Below are 18,979 nucleotides of genomic sequence, written 5' to 3'. Positions count from 1 at the left end.
TTCGCTTTCCCGGTGCGTCCGCGGCCCCCCGGGAATACTATTTTTTCAATAGCTGTCCGCGCAATGTGGATGCGGGCTCAAGGCCGATTCGATCAAGAAACGGCTCACACGTCCGCCAGCACCCGCACGTGCGCCTCGACGCTGCGCGCCAGTGCGTCGAGGTTGTAGCCGCCTTCCAGACAGCTCACGATGCGGCCCTGAGCATGGCGCTGGGCCACGCCCTTGATGCGCTCGGTGATCCAGGCGTAGTCGCGTTCGTTCAGGCCGAGCTGGCCCATGTCGTCGTCGCGGTGCGCGTCGAAGCCGGCGCTGAACAGGATCAGCTCGGGCCGGTGCTGCTCCAGGCGCGGGATCCACATCAGCTCGACCAGTTCGCGGATGTCCATGCCCTTGGTGTAGGCCGGCACGGGGCAGTTGACCAGGTTGGAGTCGGTCCGCCGGGCACCGCCCTCGGGGTAGAACGGGTGCTGGTAGAAGCTCACCATCAGGATGCGCTCGTCACCGGCCACGATGTCCTCGGTGCCGTTGCCGTGGTGCACGTCGAAGTCGATGATGGCCACGCGCTTGAGGCCGTGGCGCTCGCAGGCGACCTTGGCGGCGATGGCGACGTTGCTGAAGAAGCAAAAGCCCATCGCCTGGTCGCGCGTGGCGTGGTGGCCGGGCGGGCGGGTGGCGCAGAAGGCGTTCTCCAGCTCGCCCGTCAGCACGGCATCGACCGCGTTGACGGCGGCGCCGGCCGACAGCAACGCGGCACGGTAGGTGCCGCAGTTCATCGAGGTGTCCGGGTCCAGCGCGTAGTGGTCCGGCCCGCCGGCCTTGACCTCTTCGCCCAGCATGGCGCTGAGGCCGCGCAGCGCGGCCACGTGGCGCCGGCCGTGCGCCAGCAGCAACTCGCCCATGGTGGCGGGCGTGGCCTCGCGCCGGTCGAGCGCGTCGGCAACGCCGGTCATCAGCAGGCGGTCCTCGATGGCATCCAGCCGCGCCGGGCATTCGGGATGGCCGGCGCCCATGTCATGGCGGCGGCAATCGGGATGGAAGAAGTACCCGGTTCGTCCCAATCTTGTCTCCTCAACTCACGAGTGGCCCTGAAAATTCCATTACCTTCGGTGCATGGATGTGACACGGAAAATCAAGGCGGTTCTGGATCAGCTTAACACGGTGATGGCCGGCAAGCCGGGCCAGGTGCAGACCGGCGTGGCCTGCCTGCTGGCGGGCGGCCACCTGCTGATCGAGGACGTGCCCGGCGTCGGCAAGACCACGCTGGCGCACGCGCTGGCGCGCACCTTCGGGCTGCAGTTCTCGCGCGTGCAGTTCACCGCCGACCTGATGCCCAGCGACCTGTCGGGCGTGTCGGTGTACGACCGCGGCCAGGAGGCGTTCGTCTTCCACCCCGGTCCGGTGTTCGCCCAGGTGCTGCTGGCCGACGAGATCAACCGCGCCAGCCCCAAGACGCAGAGCGCGCTGCTGGAGGCGATGGAGGAGAGGCAGGTCACCGTCGAGGGCCAGACGCGCGCCCTGCCCCGCCCCTTCTTCGTCATCGCCACGCAGAACCCGCACGACCAGCTCGGCACCTACGCGCTGCCGGAGTCGCAGCTCGACCGCTTCCTGATGCGCATCTCGCTGGGCTATCCCGAGCGCGGCGCCGAGCGCGCGCTGCTGGCGGGCAACGGCCGGCGCGACCTGGTGGACGCGCTGCCCGCCGTGCTTTCGCCGCCGGACCTGGCCGCGCTGCAGCAGGCCGTGGGCGCGGTGCACGTGGCCGGGCCGCTGCTGGACTACGTGCAGGACGTGATCGCCGCCACGCGCTCGGGCCGCTGGTTCCTGCAGGGGCTGTCGCCGCGCGCCGGCATCGCGCTACTGCGCGCGGCGCGGGCGCAGGCGCTGATCGCCGGGCGCGGCTACGTGGCGCCGGACGACGTGCAGGCCGTGCTGCCACCGTGCGTGGCGCACCGGCTGGTGCCGGTGGGCGACGCCGGGCGCGGCGCGGTGGAGCAGGTGCGCGCCATGATCGATGCGGTGCCGCTGCCATGAACTACGTTTTTGATAGCTTACGGCGCAATACCCATGCCGGCTGAAGGCATTTTTCTCTTGGAAAACAGCGCCACCCCGCCCTGGTGGGCCTGGCACGCGCGGCTGCGCGCCTGGTGGCTGGCCCGCGTGCCGCTGGCCGACACGCTGGCGCTGACGCAGGGCAACGTCTACATCCTGCCCACGCGCGCCGGCTGGATGCTGGCCGCCACCCTGGCGGTGCTGCTGGTGGCCTCGATCAACTACCAGCTCAACCTGGGCTACCTGCTCACCTTTTTGCTGGCCGGCTGCGCCGCCGCCGGCATGGTCGTGGGCCACGGCACGCTGCGCGGGCTGACGCTGCACCTGCCGCCGCCGCAACCGCTGTTCGCCGGCGGGCTGGCGGTGCTCGACGTCAAGCTCGCCAATGCCCGCCGCACGCCGCGCCATGCCATCGGCGTGGCGCTGCGGGACACGCGCCACTGGGCCTGGGCCGACGTGCCGGCGGGGGGCGAAGCCACGGTGCAGGTCAGCTTCCAGCCCGCGCGGCGCGGGCTGCACCGCGTGCCGGCGCTGACGGTGGAAACGCGCTTTCCGCTCGGCACGTTCCGCGTCTGGACGGTGTGGCACCCGGCCGCGCAGGTGCTGGTCTACCCTGCGCCCGAGCCGCTGCCGCCCGCCCTGCCCCTGGGCGAGCCGCGCGCCGGCAGCGGGCTGGCCGGCGGCGCGCGCGCCACGGGCGAGTTCGACGGCGTGCGCGGCTACCAGCGCGGCGACCCGATGAAGCTGATCGTCTGGAAGAAGTTCGCCAAGTCAGGCGAGTTGGTCGCGCGCGACACGCTGCACATGCAGCGGCAGGCGCTGTGGCTGGACTTCGCGCGCGCCGGCGCCCTGGGCACCGAGGGCCGCCTGTCGCGCCTGGCGGCCTGGGTGCTGGCCGCCGACGCGCAGGGCCTGGACTACGGCCTGCGCCTGCCCGGCATCCAGATCGCGCCGGCCGGCGGCGCCGCGCAGCGCCTGCGCTGCCTGCAGGCGCTGGCCACATGCTGAGCCTGCCGTCCGCCCGCGGCCGCCTCGCGCACCTGCCGCGCGAGGCGCGCGACACGCTGTTCCTGCTGGCCGTCATCGGCTGGGTGCTGCTGCCGCAGGTGGCGCACCTGCCGGCGTGGTGCTCGCTGCTGGCCTTCGGCGTGCTGTTCTGGCGCGGCGTGCTGGCCGTGCGCGGACGGCCGCTGCCGGGCCGCTGGTGGTTGGTGGCGCTGTTGCTGGCGGCGCTGGCGGCCACCTGGGCCAGCCACCGCACGCTGCTGGGACGCGAGGCGGGCGTGACCCTGGTGGTGATCCTGCTGGCGCTGAAGACGCTGGAGCTGCGCGCGCGGCGCGACGCGCTGGTGGTCTTCTTCCTCGGCTTCTTCACCATGCTGACCAGCTTCTTCCATTCCCAGTCGCTCGCCACGGCGGCGGCCATGCTGGTCGGCCTGCTGGGCCTGCTGACCGCGCTGGTCAACGCCCACCGGCCGGTGGGCCAGCCCAGCCTGCGCGAATCGGCGTGGCTGGCCGGCCGGATGGCGCTGGCCGGCGCGCCGGTGATGGTGGCGCTGTTCGTCTTCTTCCCGCGCTTCGCGCCGCTGTGGGGCATGCCCAGCGACGCCTTCACGGGCCGCAGCGGCCTGTCGTCCACCCTGCGCGTGGGCAGCGTGGCCGAGCTGGCGCTGGACGAGGGCATCGCGCTGCGCGTGCGCTTCGACGGCACGCCGCCGCCGCGGAGCCAGCTCTATTTCCGCGGCCCGGTGCTGAGCCGCTTCGACGGGCGCGAATGGACGGCGCGCGGCGGCGACGGTTTCGAGGCCATGGCCGGCCCGCCGCCCGGCGACCTGCGGGTCGCCGGCGAGCCGCTGCGCTACGAGGTCACGCTGGAGCCCAGCGGCCGCCCCTGGCTGCTGGCCATCGATGCCGCGCCCCGGCCGCCCGAGTTGCCCGAGCGCTGGCGCGCCCGGCTGACGGGCGACCTGCAGTGGGTCAGCGCCCACCCCGTCACCGAGCTGCTGCGCTACCGCGCCGAAAGCTACCCCGCCTTCAGCTACGGCCAGGCCGGCCGGGACGGCCGCCCGCGCCGCGACCTGGGCGCCTGGCTGCAGTTGCCGCCCGACTTCAACCCGCGCACGCAGGCGCTGGCGCGGCAACTGCGCGCGCAAGCGCCCGACGAGGACCCCGAGGCCATCGTCCAGGCCGCCCTGCGGCGCCTGGCGCAAGGCGGCTACGCCTACACGCTGGAGCCGGGCGTGGCCGGCCGGCACACGGCCGACGAATTCTGGCTCGACGCCAAGGCCGGCTTCTGCGAGCACATCGCCTCCGCCTTCGTGGTGCTGATGCGCGGCGCTGGCGTGCCCGCGCGCATCGTCACGGGCTTCCAGGGCGGCGAGATGAACGGCGTGGACGGTTACTGGACCGTGCGCAACGCCGACGCCGACGCCCACGCCTGGGCCGAGGTCTGGCTGGCCGGCCGCGGCTGGGTGCGCGTGGACCCGACGGGCGCCGTCATGCCCGGCCGCATCGGCCAGTTCCAGCGCCTGCGCGCGCCGCCCGGGCTGGTGGCTGGCGCCCTCGGCACCTTCAGCCCCACCCTGCTGGCGCGGCTGCGCGCCACCTGGGAGGCCGCCAACAACGGCTGGAACCAGTGGGTGCTCAACTACACCCAGAGCCGCCAGTTCGACCTGCTGCGCGGCCTGGGCTTCGCCCAGCCGAGTTGGGAAGACCTGGGAAAGGTGCTGGCCGGCCTGCTGGCGGCGGCCGCCCTGGGTGGCGCGGCCTGGGCACGCTGGGACAGCGCCCGGCACGACCCCTGGCTGCGCCTGCTGCAGCGCGCGCGCCAGCGCCTGCGCCAGGCCGGCATCGACGCGCCGCCCCACGCCCCGCCGCGCGAACTGATGCGGCGCGTGGCCGCCAGCGGCATGCCCGCCGCGCTGCGCCAGCCGCTGGCCGACTGGCTGCTGGCGCTGGAGCGCCAGCGCTACGCGCCCCCCGCCGCCGGCGGCGCGGCCACGCTGGCTACACTCAGGCGCGACTTCCACCAACTTCAGTGGCCGCGCGCGGCCTGACCCCATCCATGCCCCTTCCACGGCGGCCGGCGGCGCTGGCCAGATTGCTTTTTACTATTCTTTTAATAGCTGTTGGCGCAATATCCACGCCGGCTACAGCCCAAAAACGTTCAAAAACCACCGCGCCGGCCACCGAACGCCCCTACGCCCAGCGCGCCGACGCCATGCGCCTGGCCGACGAGATCGCCGAGCGCCGCGACCTCGACCGAGACTGGGTGCGCGCCGCCGTCGGCCAGGCCGTGCTACTGCGCCAGGTGCCACGCCTGATGCTGCCGCCCGCGCGCGGCACGGCCAAGAATTGGCGCGTCTACCGCGGCCGCTTCATCGACCCGGTGCGCGTGCGCGCCGGCGTGCGCTTCTGGGAGCGCAACCGCCTGCACCTGGCGCGCGCGCAGGCCGAGTTCGGCGTGCCGCCCGAGATCATCGCCGGCATCGTCGGCGTCGAGACCATCTACGGGCGGGACATGGGGAGCTTTCGCGTCATCGACGCGCTGGCCACGCTGACCTTCGACTTCCCCGCCGCCCACCCGCGCGCCGAGGCGCGGCAGGCCTTCTTCGCCGGCGAGCTGGAGCAGTTCCTGTCGCTCGCCAGCCGCACCGGCATGGACCCGCTGGCTCCCCTGGGCAGCTACGCCGGCGCCATGGGCATGCCGCAGTTCATGCCGTCGAGTTGGGCCCGCCACGCCATCGACTTCGACGGCGACGGCCGCGTCGACCTGTGGCACAGCGAGGCCGACGTGATCGGCTCCGTCGCCAACTACTTCAAGGCCCACGGCTGGCAACCTGGCCAGCCCACGCACTACGCCGTGCGGCTGTCGCCCGAGGCCGACATGGACGCCCTGCTCGCCCCCGACATCCTGCCCTCTTTCACCCCCGCCAGCTTCGGCGCCAAGGGCGCCCTGCTGGGCGCCGACGCGCAAGCCCACGCCGGCCCGCTGGCGCTGATCGAGCTGCAGAACGGCGACCCCGCCCTGCCCGGCAACGAACCCACCTACGTCGCCGGCACCGAGAACTTCTACGTCATCACCCGCTACAACTGGAGCAGCTACTACGCCATGGCGGTGATCGAGCTGGGGCAGGACGTGGCGGCGGCGCTGGGGCAGTGACCCCGCACGACGGCGTCGGCCAGACACGGCCGACGGCGCGCTCGAACACCGCTTACGCGGCGTTACCCCGGGCGAAGGCGGCGTCCGCACAGTCCGGCGCACGATTCACCATGGACCGATCCGTCGGCCCCCGGTCATGGCGCCCGCCACCTCGCGGCCCTGCTGGTCTGGGGCGCCCGGCGCCAGGCACCACTCCCCTCGGCCTGGCGCCCTCCGCCGCGACCGAATCCGCCGCCGGCCCGGCGCCGCGCCTTGCCTTCGCGGAGGACGGCCCCATGGTGCGCGCGCCCGTGGTCACCGTCCCACCCAGCGCGGCACCAACGACAGGCGAGACGCGCCAGCCGAAGGCCCTGGCCGGCGCTCAGCGCGCCGGCGGAGCGCTCGGCCGTGGCGGTGTGCGGCACCTGCGGCGTCGTGGAATCGGTGACACCGGTGCACCAGTCGGCCCCGCCCACGGGCGTGGGCGCGGTGGCCGGGGGCGTGCTGGGCAACCAGGTCGGCGGCGGCTCCGGCCGCGCGCTGGCCACGGTGGCCGGCGCGGTCGGCGGCGGCTATGTCGGCCACCAGGTGGAAAGGAACGTGCGCACCACCGGCTGCGCATGGCCGGCGGGGACGCCCACGGGCCTTGATCCGACCGTCCAACCTCATGCGTAGACCGCCTGGCCCGCAGCCTGCCGCGCGCGCAGTTGGGCCAGCATCTGGCTTTCCGTGAGATCGATCGCCCACACGGGCCGCAACTGGTAGTGCGGCTGATCGACGATGGTCTTCCAGTTGCCACCCCATTCCAGGCCCAGGTCCATGCCCAGCACGCCCGCGGCCTTGTATTTGGGGGACTCGGGCAGGTAGCGGTTGCCCTCGAACACGCCCACGTCGAAGGCGATGCCGAAGTTGTGGTTGGAGTAGCCCCCGCGGGCGTTGGTAACCTTGGGGCCGGGGGCGGTGCGGCCCTGCGCGTACAGCGCCTCCTGCTCGGCATAAGTCCTCAGGCCGCTGATGATCTTGAGGCCGATGCCCGCGGCCGCGGCCTTTTGCACCAAAGCCCGGGCCATCGGGCGCACCTCCGGCAGCAGTGTGGCGATCACCTTCTCGCTGCGGCTGTCCACCTCGCCAATGGCCTCCGAGGGTTTGCGGCCCTCGATCCTCTTGCTGACCAAGCGCGCGTAGATCGCGCCCCACGTCTGCGGCCCCGCCTTGCCGTCCACGTCGATGCCCAGCGCCTCCTGGACTTCGGCGATCATTTCCTCGATGCGCATGGTGATCTCCTTTGGTTTGGGGGTTCCATCGAACTCATCGCCGGATTCGTGCGCCTCGCGGCCGGCGGCCCGGTCAGGGGTGCCGGTCCAGCGCGCGGCGAACCAGCCTCGGCAGGTCGCTGCCGCCCGCGCAGAAGTTCTCCCGCTCGCCCGAGGACGACTGCGACGACACCACCGCCACCACATAGGGGCCGTTGCTCCAGAACGCCGCCATCGGCCCGCCCGACTGCCCGAAGAACGTGTCCGCGTCCGTCTCCATGGCGCGTCCGCTGCCGAAGTCCCAGGCATCCTCGTCGAGCCAGCGCCGATCCTGGTAGATGGGAAAGCTGCCGCCGGCCACGTCGCCCGGATACCCGATGTTGAACCAGTAGCGGTCGCCGTCCCAACTGCTGTTGTAGGTGCGCGTGCCGAACCAGCCGAAGATGTCCCCGATGCGCGCGGCGGTGACCAGCACCGCGTAGTCCTCGTCCATCTCCGTCCAGCCGATGCTGCCCGTGACGCGGGTGAAGGCGTGGACGTTGGTGATCGCCGTCGTCATCGACACCGCGCCGCCCGCGCGGTGCACGTCCACCGAGCCGTTGACGCCGTTGCTGGCGGCCCAGTTGACGACGTGGCTGGCGGTCAGCACGTGGCGCGGCCCCACGATGACCCCCGAGCCCGAACCCGCGCTGGTGTTGACCTTGCACACGCAACCCCAGGGGTAGCGGGTGTCCGAATAGGTGCGCCGGCCATCGGCGCCCAGCACCCAGAGCGGCTGCATGTCGTTGCCGCAGTAGCGCACGCCGTTCTTGAAGCGGCCCGCGAGCATGGCCTTCCGCGGCTTGGCCGATCCGCCGAACCACTTGCTGCGAACCGGGTCCAGCGGATCGCCCGAATAGCGGCGCAACGCCTTGTGATTGACCATTTCCACCTTGAACGGATCGAGCTGGTGCAGCAGCAGCGCGGCCTGAACGTCCTTGGGCAGTTTCTCGGCGTGTTCGAAGCTGTTGCCGTCGGCGGCCAGCTCGTCGGATGTCAGAGGGCGGGCGTTCCCGGTGTCTGGGGGCTTCCTGGTGGCCACGGTGCTTCTCCTTGCGTTGGGCTGAAGGGGTGGGTCCGCCCGATGCCGGACGAATCCACGCGGTAGCACTTCGCGTTGGTCCGTCGAAATGCCAGCCCAGCGTAGTAGCCCAGCGCAGGAACGTCATCCCCTTTTTGAATGAGCCGAGCAGGTCCGAGGAGCCCTTCGCTCCATCAGACAAATCAGAGTGTTTCCTGGCCGCAGCCGGCTCTGATATTTCTTATTAAGCTATTTAAAGCATAGCAAATGAAGAAATCAGCCCCCAAACGGCGGCGCCGATGGCGCGGCTTCATCCGCCGTGCTGGCGCGTCGCCGCGCGCAGCGCACCTACTCGGCGCGCAGGCCCGGCCACTGCCGGGCCATGCGTCCGCCCGCGGCGAGCAACGCCGCCAGCCCGCTGGCGTGGCTGGGCGGTGGTTCATGCATCGGCGCGGCGGCGGCCATGGGCATCGGCTCCTGGGCCGATTGTCGGCCCGGGCCGCGCCCCGCCGCAACGCAGCAGGTGACAAAGCGCAAGAACCGGCCCTCCCGCGCCGTGCGCGCCGGGGACATGGCCGGCGTGCTGGCCGCCCACACGCCGGACGTGCGGCTGTTCGATGTGCCGCCGCCGACCGAGCAGCGCGGCCTGGACGGCTACCGGCGGTCCTGGGAGCTGTTCTTCGGCTGGGCCCGCGAGGCCGGGCGCTTCGAGCTGCGCGACCTGGAGATCCTGGCCGGCGCGGACGTGGCGTTCAGCCATGCCCTCATCGATTGCGCCGGCACCGAGAGCGATGGCCGGCGCACCGCCTTCACCGTGCGCCTGACCACCGGCTGGCGCAAGGATGGCACCGAATGGCGCATCGTCCACGAGCACCATTCGGTGCCGGCCGGCGACGCCGCGGTGGATTGACGGGGCCGAGAATGCGCAAGCTCATCGCGGCGCTGCAGGTGCCCCTCGACGGCATGATCGAAGGGCCGCGGGGAGAACTCGATCGGGTTGCCCACTGGGGCGACCCGTTCGGCCTGACGTCCGAAGCCGATGTCTGTCTTCTTGGCGGCGGCATGCACGGCGGCTACGAGCGGTACTGGACGTCCGTTCTCGCGAACCCCGCGGGCACACTGGAATTCACCGGACGGCCGCCCACCGCCGAGGAAATCAGCTACGCCGACCAGACGCCGCACTACGTCCTGTCCACCACCTTGCAACGCACCCACTGGCACGTGGCGACCCTCGTGCGCGACCTGCAGGCCGTGCGCGCGCTGAAGCAGCAGCGCGGCCGCGCCATCCATGCCGTCGGCGGCGCCGGCCTGGTGTCGAGCCTGATGAACGAGGGCCTGGTCGATGAACTGCGCTTCATCATCAACCCCATCGTCCTGGGGCGCGGCAAACGGCTGTTTCAGCACGTCCTCGGCCCGCACGCCCTGGTTCTTCTGGGCGCCGAGCGGCTCGGGTCGGGCCAGATCAAGGCGTTCCACGCGGCGCGCGCGCCATGAACTCGATCCACCGGGGAGCGCTGCCGCGCGCGCCCGGAATATGAACGTTTCAAGGCTTCAGCCCTCGTGGATATTGCGCCAATTGCTATCAAAATAGTATTGAATGGCGACCTGCACTCCCGCCGCGCGCCGTCAAGCGTCCGTGGTCACCAGAAAGTCGCGGCTGATGTGCGCGCCGAGCTGGTTGACGCGGTCGAGGAACTGGGTCAGGAAGGCGTGCAGGCCGGTGGCCAGGATTTCCTCGATACGGCCGTAATGCAGGTCGGCGCGCAGCCGGCCGGCCTGGCGCTGGGTCTCGCCCTGCGGGTTGGCGCCGACCACGCGCAGGATGTTCTCGACCTCCGCCATGCAGTGATGCAGCGAGCGCGGCATGTCCTGGCGCAGCATGAGCAGCTCGGCCACGCGCTCGGGCGTGATGACGTCGCGGTAGACCTTGCGGTAGACCTCGAAGCCGCTGACGCTGCGCAGGATGGCGGCCCAGTGGTAGAAGTCGTACTCTTGGTCCTTCTCGCTGGCGGTGCCGAAGAAGTCGCTCTGCACGGCGTGGAACTTGACGTCCAGCAGCCGCGCGGTGTTGTCGGCGCGCTCCAGAAAGGTGCCCAGGCGCAGGAACTGGAAGGACTCGTCCTGCAGCATGGTGCCCAGGGTGACGCCGCGCGAGAGATGCGAGCGGAACTTGACCCACTCGAAGAACTCGCCGGGATCGCGCTCGAACGCGCCGCTGCGCCGCAGGCGGCTGATCTCCAGCCAAGTCTGGTTGAGCGTTTCCCACACCTCGGTGGTGAGGGTGCCACGCACGGCGCGGGCGTTCTCGCGCGCGGCGCGCAGGCAGGCGACGATGGACGAGGGGTTTTCGTCATCCAGCACCATGAACTCCATCACGCCCTGGGGTGTGATCTCGCCATGGCGCTGGGCGTAGGCGGGCAACAGCTCGCTGAGCGAGAGCACGCCCATCCAGCCGTGCCGCGAGACGGCGGCCGACTGCGGCAGCAGCGCGGTCTCGTGGTGGACGTTGAGCATGCGGGCGGTGTTCTCGGCGCGCTCGGTGTAGCGGGACATCCAGAACAGGTGGTCGGCGGTACGCGACAGCATTTTTTCGTGTCCTTCTCTTGCTCAGACTTCCAGGATCCAGGTGTCCTTGGTGCCGCCGCCCTGCGACGAGTTGACGACCAGGGAGCCTTCCTTCAGCGCCACGCGGGTCAGCCCGCCGGGCACCATCTGCACCTGCTTGCCCGACAGCACGAAGGGCCGCAGGTCGATGTGGCGCGGGGCGATGCCGCTGTCGACGTAGGTGGGGCAGCTCGACAAGCTGAGCGTGGGCTGGGCGATGTAGCCCTCGGGCTTGGCCAGCACGGCGCGGCGGAAGTCCTCGATCTCGGCGGCGGTGGACGCGGGGCCGACCAGCATGCCGTAGCCGCCGGCGCCGTGCACCTCCTTGACCACCAGGTCCTTCAGGTGGGCCATGACGTAGGCCAGGTCCTTCGGGTCGCGGCACATGTAGGTGGGCACGTTGTTCAGGATGGGTTTCTCGCCCAGGTAGAACTCGATCATCTTGGGCACGTAGGGGTAGATGGACTTGTCGTCGGCCACGCCGGTGCCCACGGCGTTGCAGATGGCCACGTGGCCGGCGCGGTAGGCGTCCATCAGGCCGGCGCAGCCCAGCGACGAATCGGGGCGGAACACCTTCGGATCGAGGAAATCGTCGTCCAGGCGGCGGTAGATCACGTCCACGCGCTGGGGGCCGCGCGTGGTGCGCATGAAGACGAAGCCGTCCTTGACGAACAGGTCCTGCCCCTCGACCAGCTCGACGCCCATCTGCTGCGCCAGGAAGGCGTGTTCGAAGTAGGCGCTGTTGTACATGCCGGGCGTCAGCACCACCACCGTGGGGTTGGCGGTGCCGCCGGGGCTGCTGGCGCGCAGGGTCTCCAGCAGCAGGTCGGGGTAGTGGGCGACGGGCGCCACGCGGTGGCGGTTGAACAGGTTGGGGAACAACCGCATCATCATCTTGCGGTCTTCCAGCATGTACGACACGCCGCTGGGCACGCGCAGGTTGTCCTCCAGCACGTAGTACTCCCCGCTGCCGTCGGCCGCGCCGGCGCGCACGATGTCCACGCCGGAGATGTGCGAGTAGATCTGGTTGGGCACCGCCACGCCCTGCATGACGGGGCGGTACTGCGCGTTGTTCAGCACCTGCTCGGCGGGGATCACGCCGGCCTTCAGGATCTCTTGCCCGTGGTAGACGTCGTGGATGAAGCGGTTGAGCGCCGTCACCCGCTGCGCCAGCCCGCGCTCGAGCATGCGCCATTCGGCGGCCGGGATGATGCGCGGGATCAGATCGAACGGGATCAGCCGCTCGGTGCCAGCGCCGTCCTCGTCCTTGGCGCCGTACACCGCGAAGGTGATGCCGACGCGGCGGAAGATCATCTCGGCCTCCTCGCGGCGCGAACGCATCAGCTCGGCGTCCTGCGCGGCCAGCCATTGGGCGTAGGCCTGGTAGTGCGCACGCACCGGGTGGCCGGGCGCGTAGCCACGCGCATCCACGGGGGTCGTGGCCAGGGCCTCGTACATTTCATCGAACGCGTGCATGGCCTGGGTTCTCCTGTCTGTTTGTCAGCCGTGGACTACAGCATAGCAAGTTGCAGGCCAGCGGCCCGGCAGGCTGGCGGCGATCACGGCGGTGCGTGGCGCCAATACCGTGCGGCGACTTCGCGCTCGCAGCGCACCGAATCGGGGCGCGCACTGCTCCAGTGCATCGCGCCGCAGCGGGGCGAGTCGGCCACCCGCACGCCGCGCGCATGCAAGCGCGCCAGCACGTCCGGCGCCGGGTGACCGAAGCGGTTGCGGTAGCCGGCCTGGATGAGCGCCAGGCGCGGCCGCACCGCGTCCAGGAACGGCGCCGACGACGAGGTGCGGCTGCCGTGGTGCGGCACCAGCAGCACATCGCTGCGCAGGTTGGCGCGGGCGGCGGCCAGGGCGCGCTCCTGCGCGGCCTCGATGTCGCCCGCCAGCAGCACCGAGGCCCGCGCGGTGCCCACGCGCAGCACGCAGCTCAGCGCGTTCGGCGAGCGCGCCGCGTCGGCGTCCGACTCGCCCGGATGCAGCACTTCGAAGGCCACGCCGTCCCATTGCCAGCGCTGGCCGGCCCGGCAGCGCGCGGCGGGGCCGACGCCGGGCGGCTCCTGTCCCGCCTCGATCGACGACAGCAGCGCCGCGCCCGGCTGCATGGCCCGCACGGCGCGCGCGCCGCCGGTGTGGTCGCTGTCGCGGTGACTCAGCACCAGCAGGTCCACGCGCTCGCCCAGCGCGCGCAGCAGCGGCACCAGCACGCGGTGGCCGGCGTCGCTCTCCAGCGAATAGCGCGGCCCGGCGTCGTACAGCAGCGTGCGGCCGGCGGTGCGCACCAGCACGGCGCTGCCCTGCCCCACGTCGGCGGCCAGCAGGTCGAACTCGCCCGGCGCCGGGCGCGCCGGCTGCCACAGCAGCAGCGGCAGCACCAGCGGCACGCCCGCCAGGCGCAGCGGCCAGGGCCAGCGCAGCGCCAGCAGCACGCCGCCGGCCACCGCCGCCGCGCCCAGCGGCCAGGGTGCCGCGGCCATCGACACCTGGGCCCAGGGCCAGGCGGCCAGCCACTGCAGCAGCGCCGCCAGCGGCTGCAACGCGGCGGCGGCCGCGCTCCACAGCGGGGCCCACAGCACGCCCGCCAGCGCCAGCGGCGTCACCACCAGCGTCACCCACGGGATCGCCACCAGGTTGGCCAGCAATCCCACCACCGATGCTTGGCCGAACAGCATCAGCGACAGCGGGGTCAGCGCCAGCGTGACCACGGCCTGCTCACGCAATAATCGATGAAATCGGCCTATAGCTGCCTTTGGCATTACGTCGTAAGCTCCTGAATCAGTAGCAAACAACACCCCCACGGCGACGAAGCTGAGCCAGAAGCCCGCCTGCAGCAGCGCCCACGGGTCCAGCGCCAGCACCGCCGCGCAGGCCCACAGCCAGCTCATCCACCACGGCCAGCGCAGCCCGGCCAGCCGCAGCAGCGCCACGCTGGCCAGCATGACGACGGTGCGCTGCGCCGGCACGCCCCAGCCGCTGAACACGGCGTAAGCCGCCGCCAGCAGCACGCCCCCGGCCAGCGCCGCCCAGGGCGCCGGCACCCGCAGGCAGGGGTTGAATCGCGGCGGCCAGCCCCAGCGCGCCGCGCGCCGCCACAGCGCACCCACCACGCCGGCGGCGAGCCACGCGAACATGGTGATGTGCAGGCCGGAGATGCTCATCAGGTGCGCCACGCCGGTGGCGCGGAACACGTCCCAGTCGGCGCGCTCGATCACGGCCTGGTCGCCCGTCACCAGCGCGGCGACGATGCCGGCCAGGCGCCGCGCGCTGGCGTCGTCCACCAGCGGGGCGGTGGTCAGGATGCGGTCGCGCACCGCCTGCCGGGCGCGCTCGACGGGGTGTGCCACGCCCTCCTCCAGGCGGCGCGGCGGGGCGTCGCGCGGGCCGGTGCGCACGTAGCCGGTGGCGCGCACGCGCTGTTCCCACAGCCACAGTTCGTAGTCGAAGCCGTGCGGGTTGAGGGTGCCGTGCGGCGCCTTCAGCCGCGCGGTGAGCTGCCAGCGGTCGCCCGCGCGGGGCGCCGCCGCCGCCCCGTACCAAGCCAGTTGCACGCGCGGCGGCAGGGCCACCGGAGCGCCGTCCAGCCGCGCCTGCTCGACGTCGAAACGAAAGCGCCAGCCCGCCTCGCCGCGCTGCGGCATCCGGCTGACGACGCCCGTCAGCACCAGGTCGCGCCCTTCCAGGGCGGATGCCAGCGCTTGCGCCTGCAGTGCCGTCGCCCGCAGCCCCGCGCCACCCCAGGCCGCCAGGGCGCCGGCCAGCAGCCAGCCCGCCACCGCGGCCCATCCCGGCCCGCGGCCTGCCCGCCGCCGCGCCAGTGCCGCGCAGGCGGCCAGCGCCGCGGCCGCCGCCAGGGCCGCGCCATAGCCCGCCACCGGCCCCAGCGCCCGCTGCTGCACCTGCGAGGCGGTGCCCAGTAGCCAGCCCACGGGCAGCGCGATCAGTGCCACGGCCATCGTCTGCACAGGAGCTGACCCGCCGGTCCGGCCAGGGTGGCCGGCCGGCGAGGCGATGCCTGGCCCGGTGTCTGCTGTCATGGCGGCGGGCGCCCCAGCGGCGCCGTGGTCTCCCGTGGCGGGGCAGCATACACGTCCGCCCGTTCGCCCCGCCGGGGTTGGCGCGTCTCTTGCTAGCATGGGGTTCTACTTCTCCACAGCCCGCCATGCCCATCCACGCCGCGCTCCATCACGTCACCCATTACCGCTACGACCGCCCGGTGCAGTTGGGGCCACAGGTCGTCCGCCTGCGGCCAGCGCCGCACTGCCGCAGCAAGATCATCTCGTACTCGCTCACCGTCGAGCCGGCGCTGCACTTCACCAACTGGCAGCAGGACCCGTTCGCCAACTGGCAGGCGCGGCTGGTGTTCCCCGAAAAGACCACCGAGTTCAAGGTGACGGTGGACCTGGTGGCCGAGATGGCGGTCTACAACCCGTTCGACTTCTTCCTGGAGCCGGCGGCCGAGCAGTTCCCGTTCGACTATGCGCCGCGCCTGAAGGAGGAGCTGGCGCCCTACCTGGCCTGCGAGCCGGCCACGCCCCTGCTGGCGCGCTACCTGGCCGGCATCGACCTCAAGCCGCAGACCACCATCGACTTCCTGGTCGGCCTCAACCAGCGCCTGCAGCAGGACATCCGCTACCTGATCCGCATGGAGCCCGGCGTGCAGACGCCCGAGCAGACGCTGGACCAGCGGCAGCGGCTCCTGCCGCGACTCCGGCTGGCTGCTGGTGCAACTGCTGCGCAACGTCGGGCTGGCGGCGCGCTTCGTCTCCGGCTACCTGATCCAGCTCAAGGCCGACCAGAAAGCGCTGGACGGCCCCAGCGGCACCGAGGTCGATTTCACCGACCTGCACGCCTGGTGCGAGGTGTACCTGCCCGGCGCCGGCTGGATCGGCCTAGACCCCACCTCCGGCCTGCTGGCCGGCGAAGGCCACATCCCGCTGGCCTGCACGCCCCAGCCCTCCGCCGCCGCGCCCATCGAAGGCGTGGTGGAGGCGGCCGAGGTGCGGTTCGGCCACGACATGCGCGTCACGCGCCTCCTCGAATCGCCGCGCGTCACCCTGCCCTACGGCGACGCGCAGTGGCACGCCATTCTGCGGCTGGGCGACCAGGTGGACGCCGAGCTGCAGGCCGGCGACGTGCGCCTGACCATGGGCGGCGAGCCCACCTTCGTCGGCCTCGACGACCGCGACGGCGCCGAATGGAACACCGCCGCGCTGGGGCCCACCAAGCGGCGCTTCGCGCTCGATTTGCTGCAGCGCCTGCAGGACCGCTACGCGCCGCGCGGCTTCGTGCACCTGGGCCAGGGCAAGTGGTACCCGGGCGAACAACTGCCGCGCTGGGCGCTCAGCCTGTTCTGGCGCACCGACGGCCAGCCGGTGTGGCACAACCCCGCGCTGCTGGCCGACGAGCGCCAGCCCCACCACGCCAAGCCCGAAGACGCCGAGCGCTTTCTGCAGGCGCTGGCGCGGCGCCTGGGCGTGGGCACGCAGACCATCCGCGCCGGCTACGAAGACCCGTGGATCTACATCCAGGCCGAACGCCGCCTGCCCGTCAACGTCGATCCGTTCGACAGCCAGTTGGCCGACGAGCAGGCGCGCGCGCGCCTGCGCCAGGTCTTCACGCAAGGCCTGACGCAGCCGGTCGGCTGGCTGCTGCCGCTGCGCGCCACGTCCGAAGCCGCCGGCACCGCGCCCCAGGTCCTGCCGCCGCGCCTGCGCGCGCTGCCCGCGGCCGAGCGCCCGCGCTGGCTCAGCGGCAAATGGTGGTTCCGCGACGACCGCCTGTACCTGGTGCCGGGCGATTCGCCCATGGGCTGGCGCCTGCCGCTCAACTCGCTGCCGTGGGTGGCCGACAAGGACCACCCGCAACTGCACGAAACCGATCCTTTTGCGGAAAACAAGCCGCTGCCCAGCGTGGACACTTCGCTGCCCACTATCAATATGGGAGCAGACGATGCCCACGACCGCCTGCCGCTACGGCACGAATCCGGCCCTTGGGTGCCGCGCACCGCGCTGTGCGTGCAGGTGCGCGACCCCGCGCGCGGCCAGATGCCCGAGACCGATCTGCCCGAGATCGTCGGCGACGACGAAGAGGCCGAGGCGCGCCGCGCCGCGCAACTGCGCCACCGCGCCGCGCTGGCCCGCTACGCCACCAAGCCCGGCGAGAGCAGCGTGCTGTACGTGTTCATGCCCCCGCTCGACCGGCTGGAGGACTACCTCGCGCTGGTCGCCGCCGTCGAGGCCACCGCCGCCGAGCTGAACCTGCCAGTGGTCATGGAAGGCTACCCGCCGCCGCGCGACGCGCGCCTGTCGATGCTGCAGGTCACGCCCGACCCGGGCGTCATCGAGGCCAACATCCAGCCCGTGCGCACCTGGCGCGACCTGGTCGCCAACACCGAGTTCGTCTACCACGCCGCGTTCGAGAGCCGCCTGTCGGCCGAGAAGTTCATGACCGACGGCCGCCACACCGGCACCGGCGGCGGCAACCACTTCGTGCTGGGCGGCGCCACGCCGGCCGACAGCCCGCTCCTGCGCCGACCCGAGCTGCTGGCCAGCCTGCTTCTGTACTGGCACAACCACCCGTCGCTGTCGTACCTGTTCAGCGGCATGTTCATCGGCCCCACCAGCCAGGCCCCGCGCGTGGACGAGGCGCGCAACGACCAGTTGTACGAGCTTGAAATCGCCCTGCAGCAAATCCACGCCGCGCGCGCACTGCACGGCGACGCCATGCCGCCCTGGCTGGTCGACCGCACCTTGCGCAACATCCTGATCGACGTCACCGGCAACACCCACCGCAGCGAGTTCTGCATCGACAAGCTGTACTCGCCCGACTCGGCCAACGGCCGCCTGGGCCTGCTGGAGCTGCGCGCTTTCGAGATGCCGCCGCATGCGCGCATGTCCATCGTGCAGCAGTTGCTGCTGCGCGCGCTGGTGGCACGCTTCTGGCGCCAACCCTACACCCGCCCGGCCATCCGCTGGGGCACCCGCCTGCACGACCGCTTCATGCTGCCCGCCTTCGTGCGCGCCGACTTCGAGGACGTGATGGAAGACCTGCGCCAGGCCGGCCATGCCTTCGACGGCACCTGGTTCGCGCCGCACTTCGAGTTCCGCTTCCCCATCGTCGGCGAGGTGGACGTGCTGGGCATGCGCCTCACGCTGCGCAACGCGCTGGAGCCCTGGCACGTGATGGGCGAGGAAAACACCGGCGGCGGCACCGCGCGCTACGTCGACTCGTCGCTGGAGCGGCTGGAAGTGCGCGTCACCGGCTTCGACCCCAGCCGCTACGCCATCACCTGCAACGGCCAGCCCGTGCCCCTGCAGCCGCTGGGCGTGGAAGGCGAGTTCGCCGCTGGCGTGCGCTTCAAGGCGTGGAACCCGTGGTCGTCCCTGCACCCGGCCATCGCGCCGCACGCCCCGCTGGTGTTCGACGTCATCGACACCTGGAGCGGCCGCGCCGTGGGCGGCTGCCGCTACCACGTCGCGCACCCCGGCGGGCGCAACTACAGCACCTTCCCCATCAACGCCATGGAAGCCGAAAGCCGCCGCCTGGCGCGCTTCTTCGCCAGCGGCCACACGCCCGGACCGCTGCCCGTGCCGCCGGCCACGCTGCACCTGCCGGGGAGCCGGGAGTTTCCGTGCACGCTGGATCTGCGCAGAGGAGCCGCCTTGCGGCCGCTGGATGGATGAAGGCGTCTCCACCGGCAAGCATTTCTCAATGAATCCGGCCGACGGGACGCCGAAGGGCAAGCCCCGTCGCTTGCTATTAATTATATAGCTACTTGCGCAATATCCACGCGGGCAAACCCGCGAAAACATCCAGGATATCCACGTTCGCCCACCTCGCCACGCCATGCGCCACAATACCGGC

The 18,979-nt window shown here is 71.7% G+C and carries 12 protein-coding genes and 2 pseudogenes; 8 read left to right on the top strand and 6 right to left on the bottom strand.

The features are described from left to right. Positions 1-104 precede the first annotated feature (104 nt). The gene (locus tag IPG65_RS15390; RefSeq protein WP_293191445.1) at positions 105-1,058 is read right to left on the bottom strand and encodes a histone deacetylase family protein; all 954 of its coding nucleotides are present in this window, start codon (positions 1,056-1,058) and stop codon (positions 105-107) included. 52 nt (positions 1,059-1,110) lie between these two features. Between IPG65_RS15390 and IPG65_RS15385 the strand changes: the two genes are divergently transcribed. From IPG65_RS15385 to IPG65_RS15365, 5 genes and pseudogenes are all read left to right on the top strand, one after another. Continuing rightward, entirely contained in the window at positions 1,111-2,031 is a 921-nt protein-coding gene (locus IPG65_RS15385) for an AAA family ATPase (protein WP_293191444.1), read from the top strand. Between the two features lie 57 nt (positions 2,032-2,088). Continuing rightward, positions 2,089-3,057: a DUF58 domain-containing protein gene (locus IPG65_RS15380; protein ID WP_293191441.1), complete on the top strand. Its 969-nt coding sequence runs from the start codon at positions 2,089-2,091 to the stop codon at positions 3,055-3,057. After that, positions 3,051-5,105, top strand: a complete 2,055-nt coding sequence (locus IPG65_RS15375; RefSeq protein WP_293191439.1) for a DUF3488 and transglutaminase-like domain-containing protein — start codon at positions 3,051-3,053, stop codon at positions 5,103-5,105. The genes IPG65_RS15380 and IPG65_RS15375 overlap by 7 nt, the downstream gene beginning before the upstream one ends. Positions 5,106-5,113: 8 nt before the next feature. Beyond that, a complete protein-coding gene (mltB, locus tag IPG65_RS15370) occupies positions 5,114-6,211 on the top strand; it encodes a lytic murein transglycosylase B (RefSeq protein ID WP_293191437.1) in 1,098 nt (365 codons plus the stop codon). A gap of 375 nt (positions 6,212-6,586) precedes the next feature. Next, a pseudogene (locus IPG65_RS15365) lies at positions 6,587-6,802 on the top strand (glycine zipper 2TM domain-containing protein); the annotation flags it as partial. Positions 6,803-6,855: 53 nt separating this feature from the next. Here the strand turns inward: IPG65_RS15365 and IPG65_RS15360 are convergent. Both IPG65_RS15360 and IPG65_RS15355 read right to left on the bottom strand, forming a co-directional pair. Next, positions 6,856-7,464, bottom strand: a complete 609-nt coding sequence (locus IPG65_RS15360) for a M15 family metallopeptidase (RefSeq protein ID WP_293191435.1) — start codon at positions 7,462-7,464, stop codon at positions 6,856-6,858. 73 nt (positions 7,465-7,537) lie between these two features. Further along, positions 7,538-8,524, bottom strand: coding sequence for a trypsin-like peptidase domain-containing protein (locus IPG65_RS15355; protein ID WP_293191433.1), 987 nt, complete (start codon positions 8,522-8,524; stop codon positions 7,538-7,540). A gap of 361 nt (positions 8,525-8,885) precedes the next feature. Between IPG65_RS15355 and IPG65_RS15350 the strand changes: the two genes are divergently transcribed. Both IPG65_RS15350 and IPG65_RS15345 read left to right on the top strand, forming a co-directional pair. After that, on the top strand, positions 8,886-9,413 hold the full coding sequence (locus IPG65_RS15350; RefSeq protein ID WP_293191432.1) for a nuclear transport factor 2 family protein: 528 nt from the start codon (positions 8,886-8,888) through the stop codon (positions 9,411-9,413). Between the two features lie 11 nt (positions 9,414-9,424). Further along, complete coding sequence (locus tag IPG65_RS15345) at positions 9,425-9,997, top strand: dihydrofolate reductase family protein (RefSeq protein ID WP_293191430.1); 573 nt, start codon at positions 9,425-9,427, stop codon at positions 9,995-9,997. A gap of 132 nt (positions 9,998-10,129) precedes the next feature. Here IPG65_RS15345 and IPG65_RS15340 read toward each other — a convergent pair whose 3' ends face one another. The 3 genes from IPG65_RS15340 to IPG65_RS15330 form a co-directional block, all read right to left on the bottom strand. After that, the gene (locus IPG65_RS15340) at positions 10,130-11,089 is read right to left on the bottom strand and encodes an alpha-E domain-containing protein (protein ID WP_293191428.1); all 960 of its coding nucleotides are present in this window, start codon (positions 11,087-11,089) and stop codon (positions 10,130-10,132) included. 21 nt (positions 11,090-11,110) lie between these two features. After that, positions 11,111-12,583, bottom strand: a complete 1,473-nt coding sequence (locus IPG65_RS15335) for a circularly permuted type 2 ATP-grasp protein (RefSeq protein ID WP_293191426.1) — start codon at positions 12,581-12,583, stop codon at positions 11,111-11,113. 83 nt (positions 12,584-12,666) lie between these two features. After that, a complete protein-coding gene (locus tag IPG65_RS15330) occupies positions 12,667-15,150 on the bottom strand; it encodes a DNA internalization-related competence protein ComEC/Rec2 (protein WP_293191424.1) in 2,484 nt (827 codons plus the stop codon). Positions 15,151-15,275: 125 nt separating this feature from the next. Between IPG65_RS15330 and IPG65_RS15325 the strand changes: the two are divergent. Next, a pseudogene (locus IPG65_RS15325) lies at positions 15,276-18,798 on the top strand (transglutaminase family protein). Positions 18,799-18,979: the final 181 nt, after the last annotated feature.

Source organism: Ottowia sp. (assembly GCF_016703145.1).
Lineage (GTDB): Bacteria > Pseudomonadota > Gammaproteobacteria > Burkholderiales > Burkholderiaceae_C > Ottowia.
This window is presented reverse-complemented; position numbering and strand designations above follow the sequence as displayed.